Raw genomic sequence first — 15063 nt, 5'->3', positions numbered from 1 at the left:
GGCTTGCATCGGGCGGGGCGGCTGGCCTAAGCCCGGTGTAAAAGGGGATCGGCGATGACGCACCGGATTGTGGTCTGTTCTACGTGCGAGGGCACGGATGGCAAGGGCTTTGCGGCCCGTTTGCGCGCGGCTTTCAGCGAACGGGGCATGGAGTTCACGGTGCAGGACCATGACTGCATGTCCAATTGCGGCCGTCCGCTCAGTGTGGCGTTTTCCGCAGCGGGCAAGGCCACGTATCTCTTTGGCGACATCGACCCGACGATCGATCTAGAGGATACGCTGGCCTTTGCCGCGCTATATGCTGCCTGCGCCGATGGCTGGATCGAGGATGCACGCCCTGCCGGACGGCTCCGGCATTGCCTGATCGGGCGCGTGCCGGGCTGAGGGATCATTCGATCACCACCGCAATCGTGGCCTCTATGGGTACGCCTCCTGCGGCCAGTTGCGTATGGTCATTGGCATTCAAAGTCACGCGCAGCTCATGCGTGCCAACCGGCAGCGCATCCAACTGCATCCAAGGCCCATAGGCGCGCGCGATCTTGATCCCGTTGAGATAGAGATGCGCATGCCCACGCCCCGGTATGACCGGACCGTTCACACCCTCGGGATCAAAGGTAAAGTTTTCCACTTCGATATGCAGGTTGCGGCTCTGCGCCCCGTCGGGGTGCAGGGTAAGGCGCAGCACCGGCGCGGGCGTGCCCGCCTCGGTCAGGGTCGCATGTGCGCCGCCATGATCATGTGCTGCGTGGTCATGCACCGCCGCGCCATGGTCGTGGTCATGCCCCTCAAGCTGCGCGCCGGATGTGGCGGCGACCAGAAAGCCTAGCCCCGTGCCGAAAAAAAGGCCGATGCCGAGAAAGGCAAGTGGTTTGGCCATCGTTCCTGTCTCCTGTCGAATGACCCCGGCACCGTGATGCCGGGGTTTTGAGATGTCAGGCGGCTGCGTTCTCGCGTTGCCAGAAATACCCGGCCAAGGCACCCAGACAGACCCACGCCGCAAGCCCCACGCCAAGGGCACGCGCGGCAAAGAGCGCGGCCAGTTCCGGCGGCACCGGGCCGGTAAAGGCCTCCGGTTCGGGCGCGCCGATCAGATGCGGTGCAGCCAACAGCGCCACCGCAACGACCAGCATCACGGGCCCTTTGCCAAAAGCAATCAGGCCTAGCCCGACCGCTGTGGCAATCACCGTGCCCCACCACCAGATTTGACGTGCGGTGATGTCTGTATAGGCCACGCCCGGAACCTCTGGCGGCAAGGATGCTGCGGGGGCGAAATGCAGCGCGACAAAGCCCGCCACACCCCAGACGATGCCGCTGCGCGTGTCGATACGCACGCCATACTCCGCTGCCAAGCCCATGCAGGCCACCAGAACCAGCCCGTAACCGACATAGATCAGTGCCGAAAAGAGGATGCTCAGCCCGTCGCGCATCACGTCAAAGCCCGGCAATTCGGGCGTGGCGCTGACCGCCTCCGCCCCGAAATGCACAAGACTGCCCCCTTCATACAGCTCTGCGTGCAACAGCACCGGCTGAATGAAAACGATCTGCAACAGGGCGGCTATCAGCCCTGCACAGAAACCAGCGAACAACGCGCTGGTCGCGATTTTTGAAAACATGCGTTAGTGGCAGGGAAAGCCGGTCGCGTGGCGCACATCATGCGCGGCGTCATGCAGTGCCGAGGCCTGCACATGGCCGGCAACGGTCACGATGCCGAGGCCCAGAAACAGGGCTGCGACGAAGGGCAGGACGGTGGATTTTGCAGCGGTTTGAACCAATGCGGTCATGGCGGTATCTCCTTTGCGCCTCTCACCCGAGGCGGGATTGACGAACGCAGGGCTGGTCTCCTGGCTCGCGGGTCGTCGCCTGTCTGCCGCCTTCCCAAGGATTTTACACCTCAGTGGCATCTGGCAGGGGCTCGCCGCTTACAGTCGCGGGGGCGGCTGACGCATGGGCGCCCTGATTGGGTCCACCGGCACGTCATTCCCATTTCATCCCCGAGGCGCTTTGCACCCAAACGAGGAACCTTGCCCTTTTGGTATGCAGGCTGTGCGCCACCCCGTCAAGGAGGATTGCGACCGCTGAGGAGCAATCTGCGGCATTCTTTTTGGCTCTGTTGCAATCCTTTCCGGAGAGCGAGAAGAACCAGTTTCGCCATTGGTCTTATGATGCGAGACGGAGTTCGAGCATAGACATTGCCTCCGCGAGACCGCAGGGGCCCAAGCCAAAAGAGCGTTTGATCATACGCACCTCGCCGTTGATGTCGCCGATCAAATTGAAGCTGCGTGATTGCCCTTTGCGCAGGGCCCGCATCACCTCGAAACCCTTGCTCGTGGCATAGGCGGTTTTCATCGTCTTGAACCCACGCACCGGTTTGATCAGCTGCTTGAGCCTGCCGTGATCAGCCTCAACGACTTTGGTCATATACTTGGCCTGACGGTGCCGAACGTCGCTTGCGCATTTACCCTCTTGCATGAGTTCAGCCCGCGCAGCGCCATAAGTCGGCGCCTTGTCGGAGTTGCTAACGCGCGGGTGCTCCAAGCCTTTCAGCATCTTGGCCAGAAGGCGCTTCGCAGCTTTCGTATTACGCGTCGGGGAAAGATAGAAGTCGATCAAGTCCCCGAATTCGTCGACGACCCGCTAGAGATAAGCCCATTTCCCACGGACTTTGATATAGGTCTCATCTACCCGCCAGCTATCCGATCGAGGGTGCCGCCATTGCCGACGCAAGCGCTTCTCGATCTCGGGGGCATAGTGTTGAACCCAGCGGTAGATCGTAGAGCGGTCAACCCGATGACCTCGTTCGGCCATCATCTCTTCAAGGGCACAATAGCTAACCCCGTAGCGGCAGTACCAACGCACAGCCCAAAGCACGATTTCACCTCGGGAATGACGGCCTTTGATGTCGCTCATGCTACACCCCTTGTCTCAGCAGTGCCGCACAAAATGCTTGCCGCTGAAAAACTTTGCAACAGAACCTTCCTATGCCCCTAGTGCCCAGACTGCTCGCCCCAACGCCGCGACTGCATTGGTCGGCTCCATCCCTTTCACTCTCTCAACAACGCAGTCACGACGTCAAAATCGTGCGCCGACAGCGCCCTTTCTTGAATGGCAAAGGTCAAGGGCCATCCGTGCAGGATGTGGTCCGGCAAGTTTAGATCATCACGGTCTTCGGTATCGAGAGTCAAAAGCGGCACTCGGTCGGCGTCATCAAAATCCTGCCATCTCCCAAAATCCGGCCCGAGAAATAGGGTGTGGAGGTATTGGCGAATATCGACCTTTTTCCTCCCCAGAACACGAGACACGAGGCCCCCGCTGTGTTCGTAAACGACCTCGTCCCGAGTTTCTCGAAATCGCGCAGAGATTGGGGCCGTCAGGCCCATCGCGGCCTTTTCGAAAGCCTGGTTCCGAAACAGGCCGCTGTTATACCCGGCCATGGGCTGGAATCGGATCGAAACGGCTTCGGACCTTGCCGGCGCGGACTCATTTACACGTATCGGACATGTTTCCGGAACCGATGCGGCATGGATAACCCTCGCCGCACGATACATGTCGTCCAGCGGCGATGTAAGGTCGACAAAGAAGAACAGCAAACCCTCGGCGGGGAGTTTGCCACTGGAGGGCACATGGCCGAGGTCCAGCTGCGCCACGAAATCGAGCGTGACCGTCGCGCCGCCCGGCAAGGTCGCGGACGGCCAATCGATTTCCAGTGGCAGCGTCGGCGCGCCCATAAGCCAAGACCGCCCCGCGCGAAACCGATCCGTCGTCTTGCGCAGCAACACCCCTTCGCAGCGCGCCTCCTCCAGCATTCGGCCCAGTTCAACCTGATCAACCGGCATAACTGTCGCCTCTGCCCAAGCGCTCTTGAGAACACCCCGAGTGGTCGGGTCCAATTGGCCCATTTTGCCAGCAAGGATTCCAACCTCAGCCGGTTCGACCGGACGCGCGAAGTGCTCCGAAAGGACGGCTTGCATATGTGCCGTTCCTGCCACGGAGAAGCGGATTTTTCTCTGTGACGCGTCAGCCATCATGATTGTCCTCCCAGCAAGAATACATCGTCGAAATGCCCAAGCGACAGGTCGTCGCGTGAAATCCAGAACTTGGCCTTGTCGCCGTCGTCAAGCCCCAATAGCGCATCGGGGTAGAAGTCGATCAAACCCTGAACGAACCGATGGCGGTACGCATCCTCTTTGAAGTCTCATTTGTTTCGAAAAATCAACACAATCCCAAGCCAACGATCCTGTGCAAGTCAGGTATTAGTTCGTTCTTGGAGAGTTCATTTGATCCACCCTGCTGTCGCTTTGGTTCCGACTTCATCGGAGAACCCCTCCCACCACATGTCTCGCTTTGGCGGCCATCCTAATCTTCCGACTGATATGCCCTGGCCAATGGATGCCGCCGGGCGTCCGATGCATCACGTGCTCCAGATCGATTGTGCCGAGGTCCCTCGCGTCGACCCTGATTTTCCGGCGGAGGGGATGCTCTGGCTGTTTATCACTGGGAACTATGACCAACGCGGCGCGCCTTCACTGGGCGAAGACGACGGCGCGTCCAAGATCATTTACGCACCAAAGCCTGGGCGGGCGCCGGTCGAGCATCCGGCAGAGACGCCGCCCTTGGGTGAATATTCCCATGCCCAACGAAACATCGAATTGAAGGTCGAACCCAAGCCGGAACCGCAGGGCATTTTGTCCCGACTTCTGGGAAAACAACCAAAAGCTTATTCGGGCACAGGGCAAACCGGATATTTCGCGCCCGTCGCGTTGACGCCTCACAGCTTTGACTCGCACCCGGATGCGGACCCAAAGCCGCTCTATGATGCGATGCGCGTTGAGCCGTCGGCGACCACGGCTGAGGATGGCATCCGTCCACTGCAAATGCTTGGGTATGCGCCGCGCCTGCAACTTCTGAAATCCCTGACCCTGGACCGCAGTCGCGCAGATTCGCTGGTACATGCCCGCAAGACCTATGAGCTTGCAAAGGCGTCAGAGCACAATAACGAGGTATTGCTGTTCCAATTGGCGCATAATTCTGCCTGCAACCTCGATCTGGTTTCGGATGACTATGTGATGCATTTCGTGGTGTCGCGCCAAGATTTACGCGCCCGTGACTTTGACAACCATCAAGTGCGCTTTGAACGAGTGAACCGCGCCGGGCGCTGGTTTGCCAAGCCGCGTCAGCCCGCGCTGCCCGCTCTTCCGGCGAACATGGAGCGGCGCGCCGGGCTGATCCTGAAACCCCTTGTGCCAGGTGAGCGAACCACGGCGAACCAATTCTGCGGTTGGCCACAACTGCCGGCATCGCTTGAATGGCCTTGCACCAGCGACGGACGGCCCTTGCATTTCCTGATGCAACTGGACTGCGCCACGCTGCCTAGATCCGTTGACGGCTTCACCCTTCCCGACATCCCGAACGAAGGCACGCTGTTCTTGTTCTTGGATGCCGTGGCCGACGCCTTTTACGAAGAGACTGTGCGCCTGATCTACACGGCCGACTCCGTGTCCCATCTTGCGCCCGTCGCGCCGCCCGCGGCACTTGCGCCATTGCGAGACAGCGGATGGAACCGCACGTCTTTGGGCATTTTCCGTCGCGATTATGGCAAGCGTCCAGCCGAAACGGATGTGCCACTTCAGGCCCCCAACTGGGAGCCGCGCCTGCCCTTTGAACCGGTTCCCTATGTCGGTACCGAGAGCGCCGAATACAGTGATGAGTTGGAGGCATTGCAAAAGGCGGCCCTCGAACAAGCGCTGCCCGCCGACCCTCTGGCCGAAGATGGCGTCGCTCTTGTGCTGGAGGAGTTGCCCAACTGGGCTTCGGCCTTCATCGAGAACAAGGCCGAAGATAAGTATGCCCTGGCACGGGGCGTGCAGTTGGTGCCACGGAGTTTTCCTTGGAGATGGAGCGATATCCAGGAATGCATGGAGAGTTACTTCTATTTCGGGCAATATCGTTTCATCAAGGACGACGAAGACGTCGACGAAAGAATTGAGCAGGCGGCCCGGGCCCGAGAGACTCTGTGGGGCAGCGACCTGGACGGCGATGTGCGGGCCTGGGCCGCGCGCGTCATGCATCAGGATCCGCTGGGCCACATCCCCTCCGAGATCGCCGCAGAGTATCGCGCCTGGCTGGCATCGCTGGATGCGGCAGGTGCCACATTGCCGGTCGAAACAGCGCAAGAAACCCCGGCAGAGCGGGACTGGCGTCTTGATCTGCATGACGCTTTTGTCAGCACGCTCGAGCCCCTTGCCATGCCGCCGCTGCGCGCCACGCGCCATTTCACGCTACATGACGATACAGCAGACGACATCCCCGCAGAGATCCGATCGCTGGCAGCAAAGCAGATGCGCTATGATCGCAGCAGCACGGAGTTCCCATCTGAGCGGCACACCCCGGTCCCGCACGTCCTGTTCGGACCGAAAGACCCCCAGAACGTCGCAAAGACGGATTTACTGTTGTTGACCCTCGCCACCGGCTACGGATTGACGACGCTCTGGGGGGATTGCAGTGCGCTGCAAATCTGGATTTCGCCTGAAGACCTTACGGCGCGCCGTTTCGATAAGATCAGGGCCCAAATCGCATGGTGACAGCTTGACCAAGGACCTCGGCCGACTGGAGATTGCCGACTTCGCCCTGCATCAACTGGAGCAAGCATTGATCCAGAGCTTCGAGGCGCGTCGCGGAAAGTTGTTTGACACACTGCTGGCGCTGAATGCGTTGGCTGTCCACGATCTCGGGATCACGTGTATGCGCAGCCTGTCATTCCAAGGCACGCTGGTTGGAGCCTCACGCACGCATGAATACACGCTGGCAGATGCCGAACAGTTGGTGCTGGAGGCTGTGCAGCGGCAGCTGGAACCAGAACTCGCTCATGCGTTTCGCTATCCTCATTCCCTGCAACGGGCCAAGCGCCTTGGCGGTGCGCCCGGCATTACCGCGCGTCTCGAGAAGCTCGTGCCGCTCATGTTGGCTGAGTTCACCGCCCGTGAGGCGGCCGGCGACCTCGCGCCGAAGACCGGGTTCTTGCGGTGGTTACTGGGACAGAAGGAATTCGGCGGGATCGAGCCCTTGCTGGGGTTCACACACCAGAGTCTGTTTTGGACGTCCGAGCTCCTGCTCGCTGACCGCCGCGAGGCGATCACGAAACGGTTGGATGCTTTGTGCCACCTGCTGCCGGTTTGAACAATCTGTGGCGGCGGTCCAAATCGCCTAAGAAAGTTATCGGGTTCTGTTGCAATCCCCTTTATCTCAGCAATGCAGCATAAAATGCTTATCGCTGAAGAACTTTGCAACAGAACCACTTTTTGCGGGGATTGGCGGTGCTTTGCCCAATATCATGTGGATAAATCCCACGACTGCCCCATATCCTGTGGTTGATCGTTGACAGGCTGGCCCCTCACACCTCACAATTTCATGATAACGGAATCACCCGGGACAAAGGGCGCGCGCGCAGGTGCAGTTCTCGAAACTCAGATTGACCGGCTTCAAGAGCTTTGTCGACCCGACCGATCTGATCATCGCGCGCGGTCTCACCGGCGTTGTGGGTCCCAATGGTTGTGGCAAATCCAACCTGCTTGAGGCGCTGCGCTGGGTGATGGGGGAAAACCGTCCCACCGCCATGCGTGGCGACGGGATGGAGGATGTGATCTTTGCCGGGGCCGCCACGCGGTCCGCGCGCAATTTTGCCGAGGTGGTGATCCATCTCGACAATTCCGACCGTCTGGCCCCTGCCGGGTTCAACGATGCCGATCAGTTGGAGATCACCCGCCGGATCACGCGCGATGTGGGCAGTGCGTACAAGGTGAACGGCAAAGATGTACGCGCCCGCGACGTGCAGATGCTCTTTGCCGATGCCTCGACCGGCGCACATTCGCCCGCTTTGGTGCGGCAAGGGCAGATTTCCGAACTGATCAACGCCAAGCCCAAATCGCGGCGGCGGATTCTGGAAGAGGCCGCCGGTATTTCCGGCCTCTATCAGCGCCGCCATGAGGCCGAATTGAAACTGCGCGGGGCCGAGACCAATCTCACCCGCGTTGACGATGTGGTCGAGCAATTGGCGAACCAACTGGCGCAATTGGCGCGGCAGGCCAAGCAGGCGGCGCGCTATCGGCAGATTGGTGAGGAGCTGCGTCTGGCCGAGGGGCTCCTGCTCTATCGCCGCTGGAAAGAGGCGGATTTGGCTCATGCCCGATCCGAGGACGAGTTGCGCGAACGCACCACGGCCGCTGCCCGCGCGGAATCGGCGGCGCGCGAGGCTGCCAAGGTCCGGTCCAAGGCCGAAGAGGCGCTGCCGAAGCTGCGCGAGGAAGAGGCCATCGCCGCGGCGATCCTTCAACGGCTGAGCGTGCAGCGCGACACCCTGACCGAGCAAGAGGCGACCGCCCGAGACCGCATCGCCACCCTGCGCAGCCGAATCGAGCAGCTCGTCCGCGACATGGAGCGTGAGGCGGGGCTGAACCGTGACGCAGGCGATACCATCGCCCGGCTGGAGTGGGAGGCAGGTGAGCTTGCCAAGGGGGCCGAGGGGCATGATGCCCGGCTCGAGGCGGCTCAGGCTGAGGCCCGCGAAGCGGCGCAAATCCTGCAACAGCGGGAAAATGACCTCAGCCAGATGACCGAGGATATGGCCCGCCTTGCCGCGCGCCATCAATCCGCGCAACGCCTGCTGGAAGATAGCCGCAAGACCCTGGCCAAGAGCGAGGCCGAGGCCGAGCGTGCTCGCGCCGCGCAAGCGGACCTGCGCGCCGCCCTGACCCGTGCCGAAGCCGACCACGCCGCCGCGCATGAGGCCGAGGCCGAGGCGGTTGCGCGCGCGGAGGCGGCAGAACAGGCTCTTATCGCCGCCGACGAGGCCCATGCCGAGGCACAGGCGCAAGAGGCCGAGGCCCGCGCCGCCCGCTCTGAGGCCGAGGGCGAGTTGGGGGCCCTGCGCGCCGAGGTGACGGCGCTGGCCAAGCTGGTGCAGCGCGATACCGCCGAGGGCGGGCAGGTGATGGATCGCCTGCAGGTGCAGCAGGGTTTTGAAAAGGCGTTGGGCGCTGCCCTTGCCGATGATCTGCGCGCCCCCGAGGTCGAGACCGATGGCCCCTCTGGCTGGACCGTGCTGCCTGCCTATGCCACGCCGCAGCCCCTGCCCGAAGGCGTGACCGCGCTCAGCCGTCATGTCTCGGTTCCCGAGGTGCTGGCGCGTCGGATGTCGCAAATCGGTCTGATTGATCCCGAGGATGCCGCCCGGCTGCAACCGCTCTTGAAGCCCGGTCAACGGCTGGTCAGCACCGAGGGGGATTTGTGGCGTTGGGATGGTTTTCGCGCCTGGGCCGAGGATGCGCCCTCTGCGGCCGCGCTGCGTCTGCAACAGCTCAACCGTCTGGAGGAACTCAAGCAGCAGCTTGAGCACACAACGGCGCGCGCGGAAGGGGCCGTGCGCGGGCACGAGGCCCTGCGCGAGGCGTTGATCCGCCGCACCGAAGAGGACCGCGCCGCCCGCGAGGCGCGCCGTGCCGCCGATGCCGCCGTCAACGAGGCCAATCGCGCCCTCAGCCGGGCCGAAGCGGATCGCAACCTTGCCGGATCGCGGCTCGAGTCGCTGGGTCTTGCCGTCACGCGCCATGACGAAGAGGCCATGACTGCCCGGCAAAGCCTGTCGGAGGCGGAAAAGGGACTGTCCGGTCTTGGCGATCTGGGCGCCGCCCGCGCCGATCTCGAAGACATCAAGATGGCCGTCGAGGCCGCGCGCATGACCATGATGACCAAGCGCTCGGGGGCTGATGAACTGCGCCGCGAGGGCGAGCGGCGCACCCGCCGCAGTCAGGAAATCACCAAGGAAATCAGCGGTTGGCGTCATCGTCTGGAGACCGCAGAGCGGCGTATCGCCGAACTGGTCGAGCGCAAGGAAGAGTCGGAGGATGCCTTGGCAGATGCCAGTGCCGCGCCCGAACTTCTGGCCGCCAAGCGCGCCGAACTGGGCGAGGAAATCACCCGCAGCGAAGCGCGCCGCGCCGCCGCTGCCGATGCGCTCTCGACCGCCGAGGGCGTGGCGCGTCAGGCCGCGTTGGACGAGCGCGAAGCCGAACGGCTGGCGTCTGAAGCGCGCGAGATGCGCGCCCGCGCCGAGGCGCGGCTCGATGCAGCGCGCGAGACCCGCGATTATGCCGCCGAGCGGATACATGAAACGCTGGACCAGACGCCAGAGGCTCTCTTGCAGAGCCTCGCGGTCGATCCTGACGTGATGCCCGCCTCGGACGCGATCGAGGCTGATGTGAACCGGCTCAAGCGTCAGCGAGATGCGTTGGGCGCGGTGAACCTGCGCGCCGAAGAGGACGCGAGGGAGGTCGAGGCCGAGCATGCCAGCCTGATCAAGGAAAAGACCGATCTGGAAGAGGCGATCAAGACCCTGCGCAGCGGCATTGCCAGCCTCAACCGTGAGGGGCGCGAGCGGCTGTTGACGGCGTTCGAAACGGTTAATTCCAATTTCAGCCTGCTCTTTCGCCATCTCTTCGGCGGTGGCGAGGCCAATCTTGTGCTGGTCGAGAGCGATGATCCGCTTGAAGCGGGGCTTGAGATCATGTGCCAACCGCCGGGCAAGAAGCTCTCGACGCTCAGCCTCTTGTCGGGGGGGGAACAGACGCTGACAGCGCTGGCGCTGATCTTTGCGGTGTTCCTCGCGAATCCCGCGCCGATCTGTGTGCTCGACGAGGTGGATGCGCCCCTTGACGATGCCAATGTCACCCGCTTTTGCGATCTCTTGGACGAAATGTGCCGCCGCACTGAAACCCGCTTTCTCATCATCACTCACCATGCCGTGACCATGAGCCGGATGGACCGGCTCTTTGGCGTGACGATGGCCGAACAGGGCGTGAGCCAGCTTGTCTCGGTGGATCTCAAGAAGGCGGAACAGATGGTCGCCTGAGCGGGGCACCATCGTCCCTTTGCGTGGCGTAACCCCACCCAAACCTTGACCCCAGCACAGATTCCAATAGGTTTTACGGCCCTGACGCCAATTGGCGCGGTGTGCTGTGCAAAGATCGCGGTGCGCCCTCGCGGGCGCTTCCTTGTGCCCAAATATCAAACGGGACATGGAGAGCCTTTGTCATGCTACGATTTCTTGCGCAGTTTCTTGTTGCCTTGTTCTTGACCGTCACCGCGGCCACGGCGCAAGAGCCGGGGCAGAGTGCAGCCGATCCCGCGCTTGCGCGCTCCAGCGTCGAATTGCTTATCGACGTGATCGAAGATGACGCCGCCCGCACCGAGCTTGTCGAGCGGCTCCGCGCCGCCGGACTGCCCGACGAGGCCGAGAGCGTAGCCCCCACCGATCCGCTGCCTGAGGATCTGTCCTTTGGCCGCCGGATCGCTCTGGTCACTCAGGCCGCCGCCGAGGATTTTGCCGATTGGACGACCAGCCTTGCCCGTCAGATCGCCCGCGCTCCGGCCGTGCTCGATGGGCTGAGTGGAGGTGAGGCCGCCGTCCTGATCGACGCCTTGGCCGAGCTTGCGCTGGTGATCGCGGGAACGGTCGCGGCCTTTCTGGTGCTGCGTGGCTTTGGCAAGACGCTCTATGCCCGCATGAGCAGGTCGGCCCGTGACGGTGGGCTGGCGCGAACCATCCTGCTCTTTCTCGCCTCCGCCGTTACGGATGCGATGATCGTGCTCATCGCCTGGGCGGCAGGCTATGCGCTTGCCATTCTGGCCTTGGGCGAATTTGGCCAGATCGGCATCCGTCAGACCCTCTATCTCAACGCTTTCCTTCTGGTGGAAATGGCCAAGGTCGCGGTCAGGCTGGTGCTTTCGCCATCTGCAACCGCGCTGCGGCCGCTGCCGATCCCTGACCGGGCGGCGTCCTATCTGTCGACGCGGATCAATCTTATTGTCGGGATCGTGGGCTATGGGCAGTTGCTGATCGTGCCGATCCTCAACAGCAATGTGTCCTTTGCCGCCGGGCGGGCGACTTCGGCGTTGATCGCCATGGCGGTTCTGATGCTTGCCATCGGGTTGGTGCTGCGCAATCGCCGCACCGTGTCCGACTGGTTGTTGGACCCGCAGACCGAGGATGCCACGCCGCCCAAGGGGGCGCTTGCCTATCTTGCCCGCCACTGGCACTGGCCCGCCTTGGCCTATCTTTTGGCCATGTTCCTGGTCGTGCTGATCCGCCCCGGCAACGCGGTCTTTCAGGCCTTTCTTGCCTCTGGTCAGGTGCTTGTCGTCGGGCTTCTCGGGTTCTCGGTCGCGACCTTTCTCAGCCGCGTCATGGCGCGCGGCGTGATGCTGCCGCCCAGCATGTCGGCGCGGGTGCCGCTCTTGCAGGGGCGCCTCAATGCCTTTTTGCCCAAGGTTCTCTTTGCGCTGCGCGCAGTGATCTTTGCGGGGGTCGTGCTGCTGGCCTTCAACGCCATTGGCCTCATCGATCTGCGCGGCTGGATGGTCAGCCAGTTCGGTTTGCGGCTTACGGGCATGATCCTGTCGGTTTCGCTAGTGTTGCTCGTGGCCTTTGGTCTGTGGCTGGCGCTGACGTCTTGGGTCGACTACCGGCTCAATCCTGAATTCGGCAAGGTGGCCACCGCTCGCGAACAGACGCTTCTGACGCTCTTGCGCAACGCCGCGACGATTGCGCTTGTCGTGGTCACACTGATGTTCGTGCTGGCTGAAATCGGCCTTGATATCGCGCCGCTTCTCGCCTCGGCCGGGGTGCTGGGCCTGGCCATCGGTTTTGGTGCGCAAAAGATGGTGCAGGACATCATCACCGGCATTTTCATCCAGTTCGAAAATGCGATGAACGTGGGCGATGTGGTGACGGTTGGCGGTGTCACCGGCACCGTTGAGCGTCTGACGATCCGCTCTGTCAGCCTACGCGATGTGCAGGGTGTCTATCACATCATCCCGTTTTCCTCGGTCGACATGGTCTCGAACTATGTGCGCGATTATGGCTATTTCGTCTGCGATATGGGCGTGGCGTATCGCGAGAATGTCGACGAGGTGAAACAGGCGATGCTCGACGCCTTTGCCGAGCTCAGGGGCGATCCCGATCAGGCCAATGGAATTCTCGACGATCTGGAATGGTTCGGCGTCAACAGCTTTGGCGACAGCGCCGTGATGCTACGCGCCCGGATCAAATGTGTGCCGGGTCGGCAATGGGGCATTGGGCGGGCGTATAATGGTGTTCTGAAAGAGGTGTTTGACGCCCGCAACATCGAAATCCCCTTTCCACATCAGACGATCTATTTCGGCGAGAGCAAGCAAGGCCGCACGCAGAGCCTCCGGGTCGATATGGACGCCAAAGATGCCGCAGCGTGATCGGCATGCCATGGCTCAAAAGACGATCACAAGAATGTGATAATCCCAGTTGACATATCGCTCTGACAGGAGAAATTTCAAACATGTCACGCGGCGGGATCCCGCCGCGTGATGTGATGTAGACCTGAGGCATTGTTGAACACAATGTTGAAACCTGTGGTCGCAGCGGCATTTCCGTGGCGACTTCTTTGATTGAATAAATTGGAGCGGAAATGAATTCCACCGAAGTCTTGCGCCTGTCGAACGGTAACTTCCTCAGCTTTGAAAATTTCTTTGAGACCAGTTTTCCCGCCGGGACGACAGAGAACTTCCAGACTGTCACGCTCCATGATCCGTCCGGTGTGCGCATCGGAGAGCCGCTGCGCCTGCGCGTCGGTGAGCTGCCAGAGGCAGAGGTGGGGCTCTATCGCAACAGCGTCGAATTCTCGATTGCGCAGCCGGATGGCGGTGCCGTGATCTATCTGAACGAGAGCACGGATGGCATTCGCGACCCCGACACCGGAACCCTGGTGGTTCCGAACACTGTCACCGATTTTATCGTCACGATCACCGCGCAGGGGGCGATTTCAAATGTTGTGACTGCCCCGGTAGACCTGTCGTTCTCTGATCCGGGTTCGGTCATCTCCCTGCCTGACGGCAGCGGTCTGCTGGTCCATAATGTCATGGCCAAGATCTTTGCGGATGGCACGATCGGAAATGCGATCTTTCGGATCGACCCGGCAGAGATGACCGCAGGGACGATCATCAACACCGGGGCCGTGGAATTGCCGGACGGTGGGTTCTTCGCCATTGGCTACACCGATCCCGACGCGCGCACCAGCACCGGCAATTTCCTCTATGGCAGCTTTGTCGATGCGGACCTTGCCGCCGTCGGCGATCCGATCGTTCTGCTGGATGATACCTATTTCCCCGAGGCGATTTTTGGCGAGCTGGACGACTACGCCATTCTGCGGCTGCCCGATGGGCGGATCGTTATCGCCGTGAACACTTACGATTCCGCCGATGCGCTCAGCCGTGTCAGCGAGATGACTTTGATGATCCTCAATCCCGATGGCACGGGGAATACCCCAGCCTTCATGGCAAATGGCGGTGGGGAGCGCGCCGCGCGTCAATTCGAGCCCGAGTTGTTCCCCTTGTCCGATGGCGGTTTCGCCTTGGCCTATCAGACTGGCAACGAGTTTGTCGGCAGCATTGATTTGCATGTGCGCCGCTTCAACGCAGATGGTGTGTTTCAAGAAGAGATCGTGGTGGTGGATGGCGGCGTCGAAGGTGGCTTCGATCCCGACATCGTCGAACTGCATATCAATCCCGATGGCGCTATCCTCTTCTTTGGTGTTGCCGGAGATGCTGCGTTCTTGGGGCAGTTGGAGGTGGGCAGCTTTGTCGAGCCAGAACCAACCGGCGTCATCACCGGCACAGATGGCGACGACACGCTGACGGGCACGGATGGCAACGACCAGATCGCCGCTGGTGCAGGCAATGACAGTGTTGACGGCGGGGCGGGCAACGATTCGATCTCGTCGTCGGATGGCAACGATCAGGCCGCGGGCGGCCCCGGCAACGACAACATCGGCGGCGGTCTGGGGAATGACACCATCGACGGTGGCGACGGCGATGACATCATCGGCGGTGGCTTTGGCGCGGATTCGATTTCGGGCGGCGCAGGCAATGACGTGGTCGCGGGTGGGGCTGACAATGACACGCTCTCGGGTGGTGACGGCAACGACAGCATGTCGGGCAGCTTTGGCAATGACAGCATCGACGCGGGCGCGGGCAATGACGACA

At 61.7% G+C, this 15063-nt stretch carries 11 protein-coding genes, 1 pseudogene and 1 riboswitch; of the genes and pseudogenes, 6 read left to right on the top strand and 6 right to left on the bottom strand.

Annotated features, from left to right (window positions below; all coding sequences use genetic code 11):
* The first annotated feature begins 54 nt into the window (after positions 1 to 54).
* Positions 55 to 384 carry a DUF1636 family protein gene (locus tag ROSMUC_RS05335; RefSeq protein ID WP_037270350.1) on the top strand — a complete coding sequence of 110 codons (330 nt, stop codon included), beginning with the start codon at positions 55 to 57 and terminating at the stop codon, positions 382 to 384.
* 4 nt (positions 385 to 388) lie between these two features.
* Here ROSMUC_RS05335 and ROSMUC_RS05330 read toward each other — a convergent pair whose 3' ends face one another.
* From ROSMUC_RS05330 to ROSMUC_RS21550, 6 genes and pseudogenes are all read right to left on the bottom strand, one after another.
* Positions 389 to 877, bottom strand: a complete 489-nt coding sequence (locus ROSMUC_RS05330; RefSeq protein WP_037270349.1) for a hypothetical protein — start codon at positions 875 to 877, stop codon at positions 389 to 391.
* A 55-nt stretch (positions 878 to 932) separates the two neighbouring features.
* The gene (locus ROSMUC_RS05325; protein WP_037270347.1) at positions 933 to 1613 is read right to left on the bottom strand and encodes a CbtA family protein; all 681 of its coding nucleotides are present in this window, start codon (positions 1611 to 1613) and stop codon (positions 933 to 935) included.
* Between the two features lie 3 nt (positions 1614 to 1616).
* On the bottom strand, positions 1617 to 1781 hold the full coding sequence (locus ROSMUC_RS05320; protein WP_009816443.1) for a CbtB domain-containing protein: 165 nt from the start codon (positions 1779 to 1781) through the stop codon (positions 1617 to 1619).
* Positions 1782 to 1814: 33 nt separating this feature from the next.
* Positions 1815 to 2039: riboswitch (cobalamin riboswitch) on the bottom strand.
* Positions 2040 to 2157: 118 nt separating this feature from the next.
* Positions 2158 to 2907, bottom strand: a pseudogene (locus ROSMUC_RS05315) (IS6 family transposase).
* A gap of 134 nt (positions 2908 to 3041) precedes the next feature.
* The gene (locus ROSMUC_RS05310) at positions 3042 to 4025 is read right to left on the bottom strand and encodes a DUF1963 domain-containing protein (RefSeq protein WP_037270345.1); all 984 of its coding nucleotides are present in this window, start codon (positions 4023 to 4025) and stop codon (positions 3042 to 3044) included.
* Positions 4022 to 4150 (bottom strand): hypothetical protein, encoded by a 129-nt coding sequence (locus ROSMUC_RS21550; RefSeq protein ID WP_281256581.1) that lies wholly within the window; start codon positions 4148 to 4150, stop codon positions 4022 to 4024. The genes ROSMUC_RS05310 and ROSMUC_RS21550 overlap by 4 nt, the downstream gene beginning before the upstream one ends.
* Before the next feature lie 46 nt (positions 4151 to 4196).
* On the opposite strand from ROSMUC_RS21550, the gene ROSMUC_RS05305 reads away from it, so the two are divergent.
* From ROSMUC_RS05305 to ROSMUC_RS20815, 5 genes are all read left to right on the top strand, one after another.
* Positions 4197 to 6578 (top strand): DUF1963 domain-containing protein, encoded by a 2382-nt coding sequence (locus ROSMUC_RS05305; protein ID WP_146005670.1) that lies wholly within the window; start codon positions 4197 to 4199, stop codon positions 6576 to 6578.
* A gap of 4 nt (positions 6579 to 6582) precedes the next feature.
* Positions 6583 to 7173 carry a hypothetical protein gene (locus tag ROSMUC_RS05300; protein WP_037270342.1) on the top strand — a complete coding sequence of 197 codons (591 nt, stop codon included), beginning with the start codon at positions 6583 to 6585 and terminating at the stop codon, positions 7171 to 7173.
* A gap of 271 nt (positions 7174 to 7444) precedes the next feature.
* The gene (gene smc / locus ROSMUC_RS05295) at positions 7445 to 10900 is read left to right on the top strand and encodes a chromosome segregation protein SMC (protein WP_037270340.1); all 3456 of its coding nucleotides are present in this window, start codon (positions 7445 to 7447) and stop codon (positions 10898 to 10900) included.
* Positions 10901 to 11082: 182 nt separating this feature from the next.
* Positions 11083 to 13278, top strand: a complete 2196-nt coding sequence (locus ROSMUC_RS05290) for a mechanosensitive ion channel domain-containing protein (RefSeq protein WP_037270339.1) — start codon at positions 11083 to 11085, stop codon at positions 13276 to 13278.
* Between the two features lie 212 nt (positions 13279 to 13490).
* Positions 13491 to 15063, top strand: a 1573-nt coding sequence (locus tag ROSMUC_RS20815) for a calcium-binding protein (protein WP_281256580.1), incomplete at its 3' end; no start/stop codon positions are given.

Origin of the sequence: Roseovarius mucosus DSM 17069 (assembly GCF_000768555.3) — a bacterium.
Taxonomy (GTDB): domain Bacteria; phylum Pseudomonadota; class Alphaproteobacteria; order Rhodobacterales; family Rhodobacteraceae; genus Roseovarius; species Roseovarius mucosus.
The sequence above is the reverse complement of the archived record's forward strand: the minus strand, read 5'-3'. Positions and strand labels throughout refer to the sequence as shown.

Bases quoted from the DNA above. Each gene is read 5' to 3' on its own strand.
- ROSMUC_RS05325 (WP_037270347.1), bottom strand. From the start codon at position 1,613: ATGTTTTCAAAAATCGCGACCAGCGCGTTGTTCGCTGGTTTCTGTGCA.
- ROSMUC_RS05290 (WP_037270339.1), top strand. From the start codon at position 11,083: ATGCTACGATTTCTTGCGCAGTTTCTTGTTGCCTTGTTCTTGACCGTC.
- ROSMUC_RS05320 (WP_009816443.1), bottom strand. From the start codon at position 1,781: ATGACCGCATTGGTTCAAACCGCTGCAAAATCCACCGTCCTGCCCTTC.
- ROSMUC_RS05335 (WP_037270350.1), top strand. From the start codon at position 55: ATGACGCACCGGATTGTGGTCTGTTCTACGTGCGAGGGCACGGATGGC.
- ROSMUC_RS05330 (WP_037270349.1), bottom strand. From the start codon at position 877: ATGGCCAAACCACTTGCCTTTCTCGGCATCGGCCTTTTTTTCGGCACG.
- ROSMUC_RS05310 (WP_037270345.1), bottom strand. From the start codon at position 4,025: ATGATGGCTGACGCGTCACAGAGAAAAATCCGCTTCTCCGTGGCAGGA.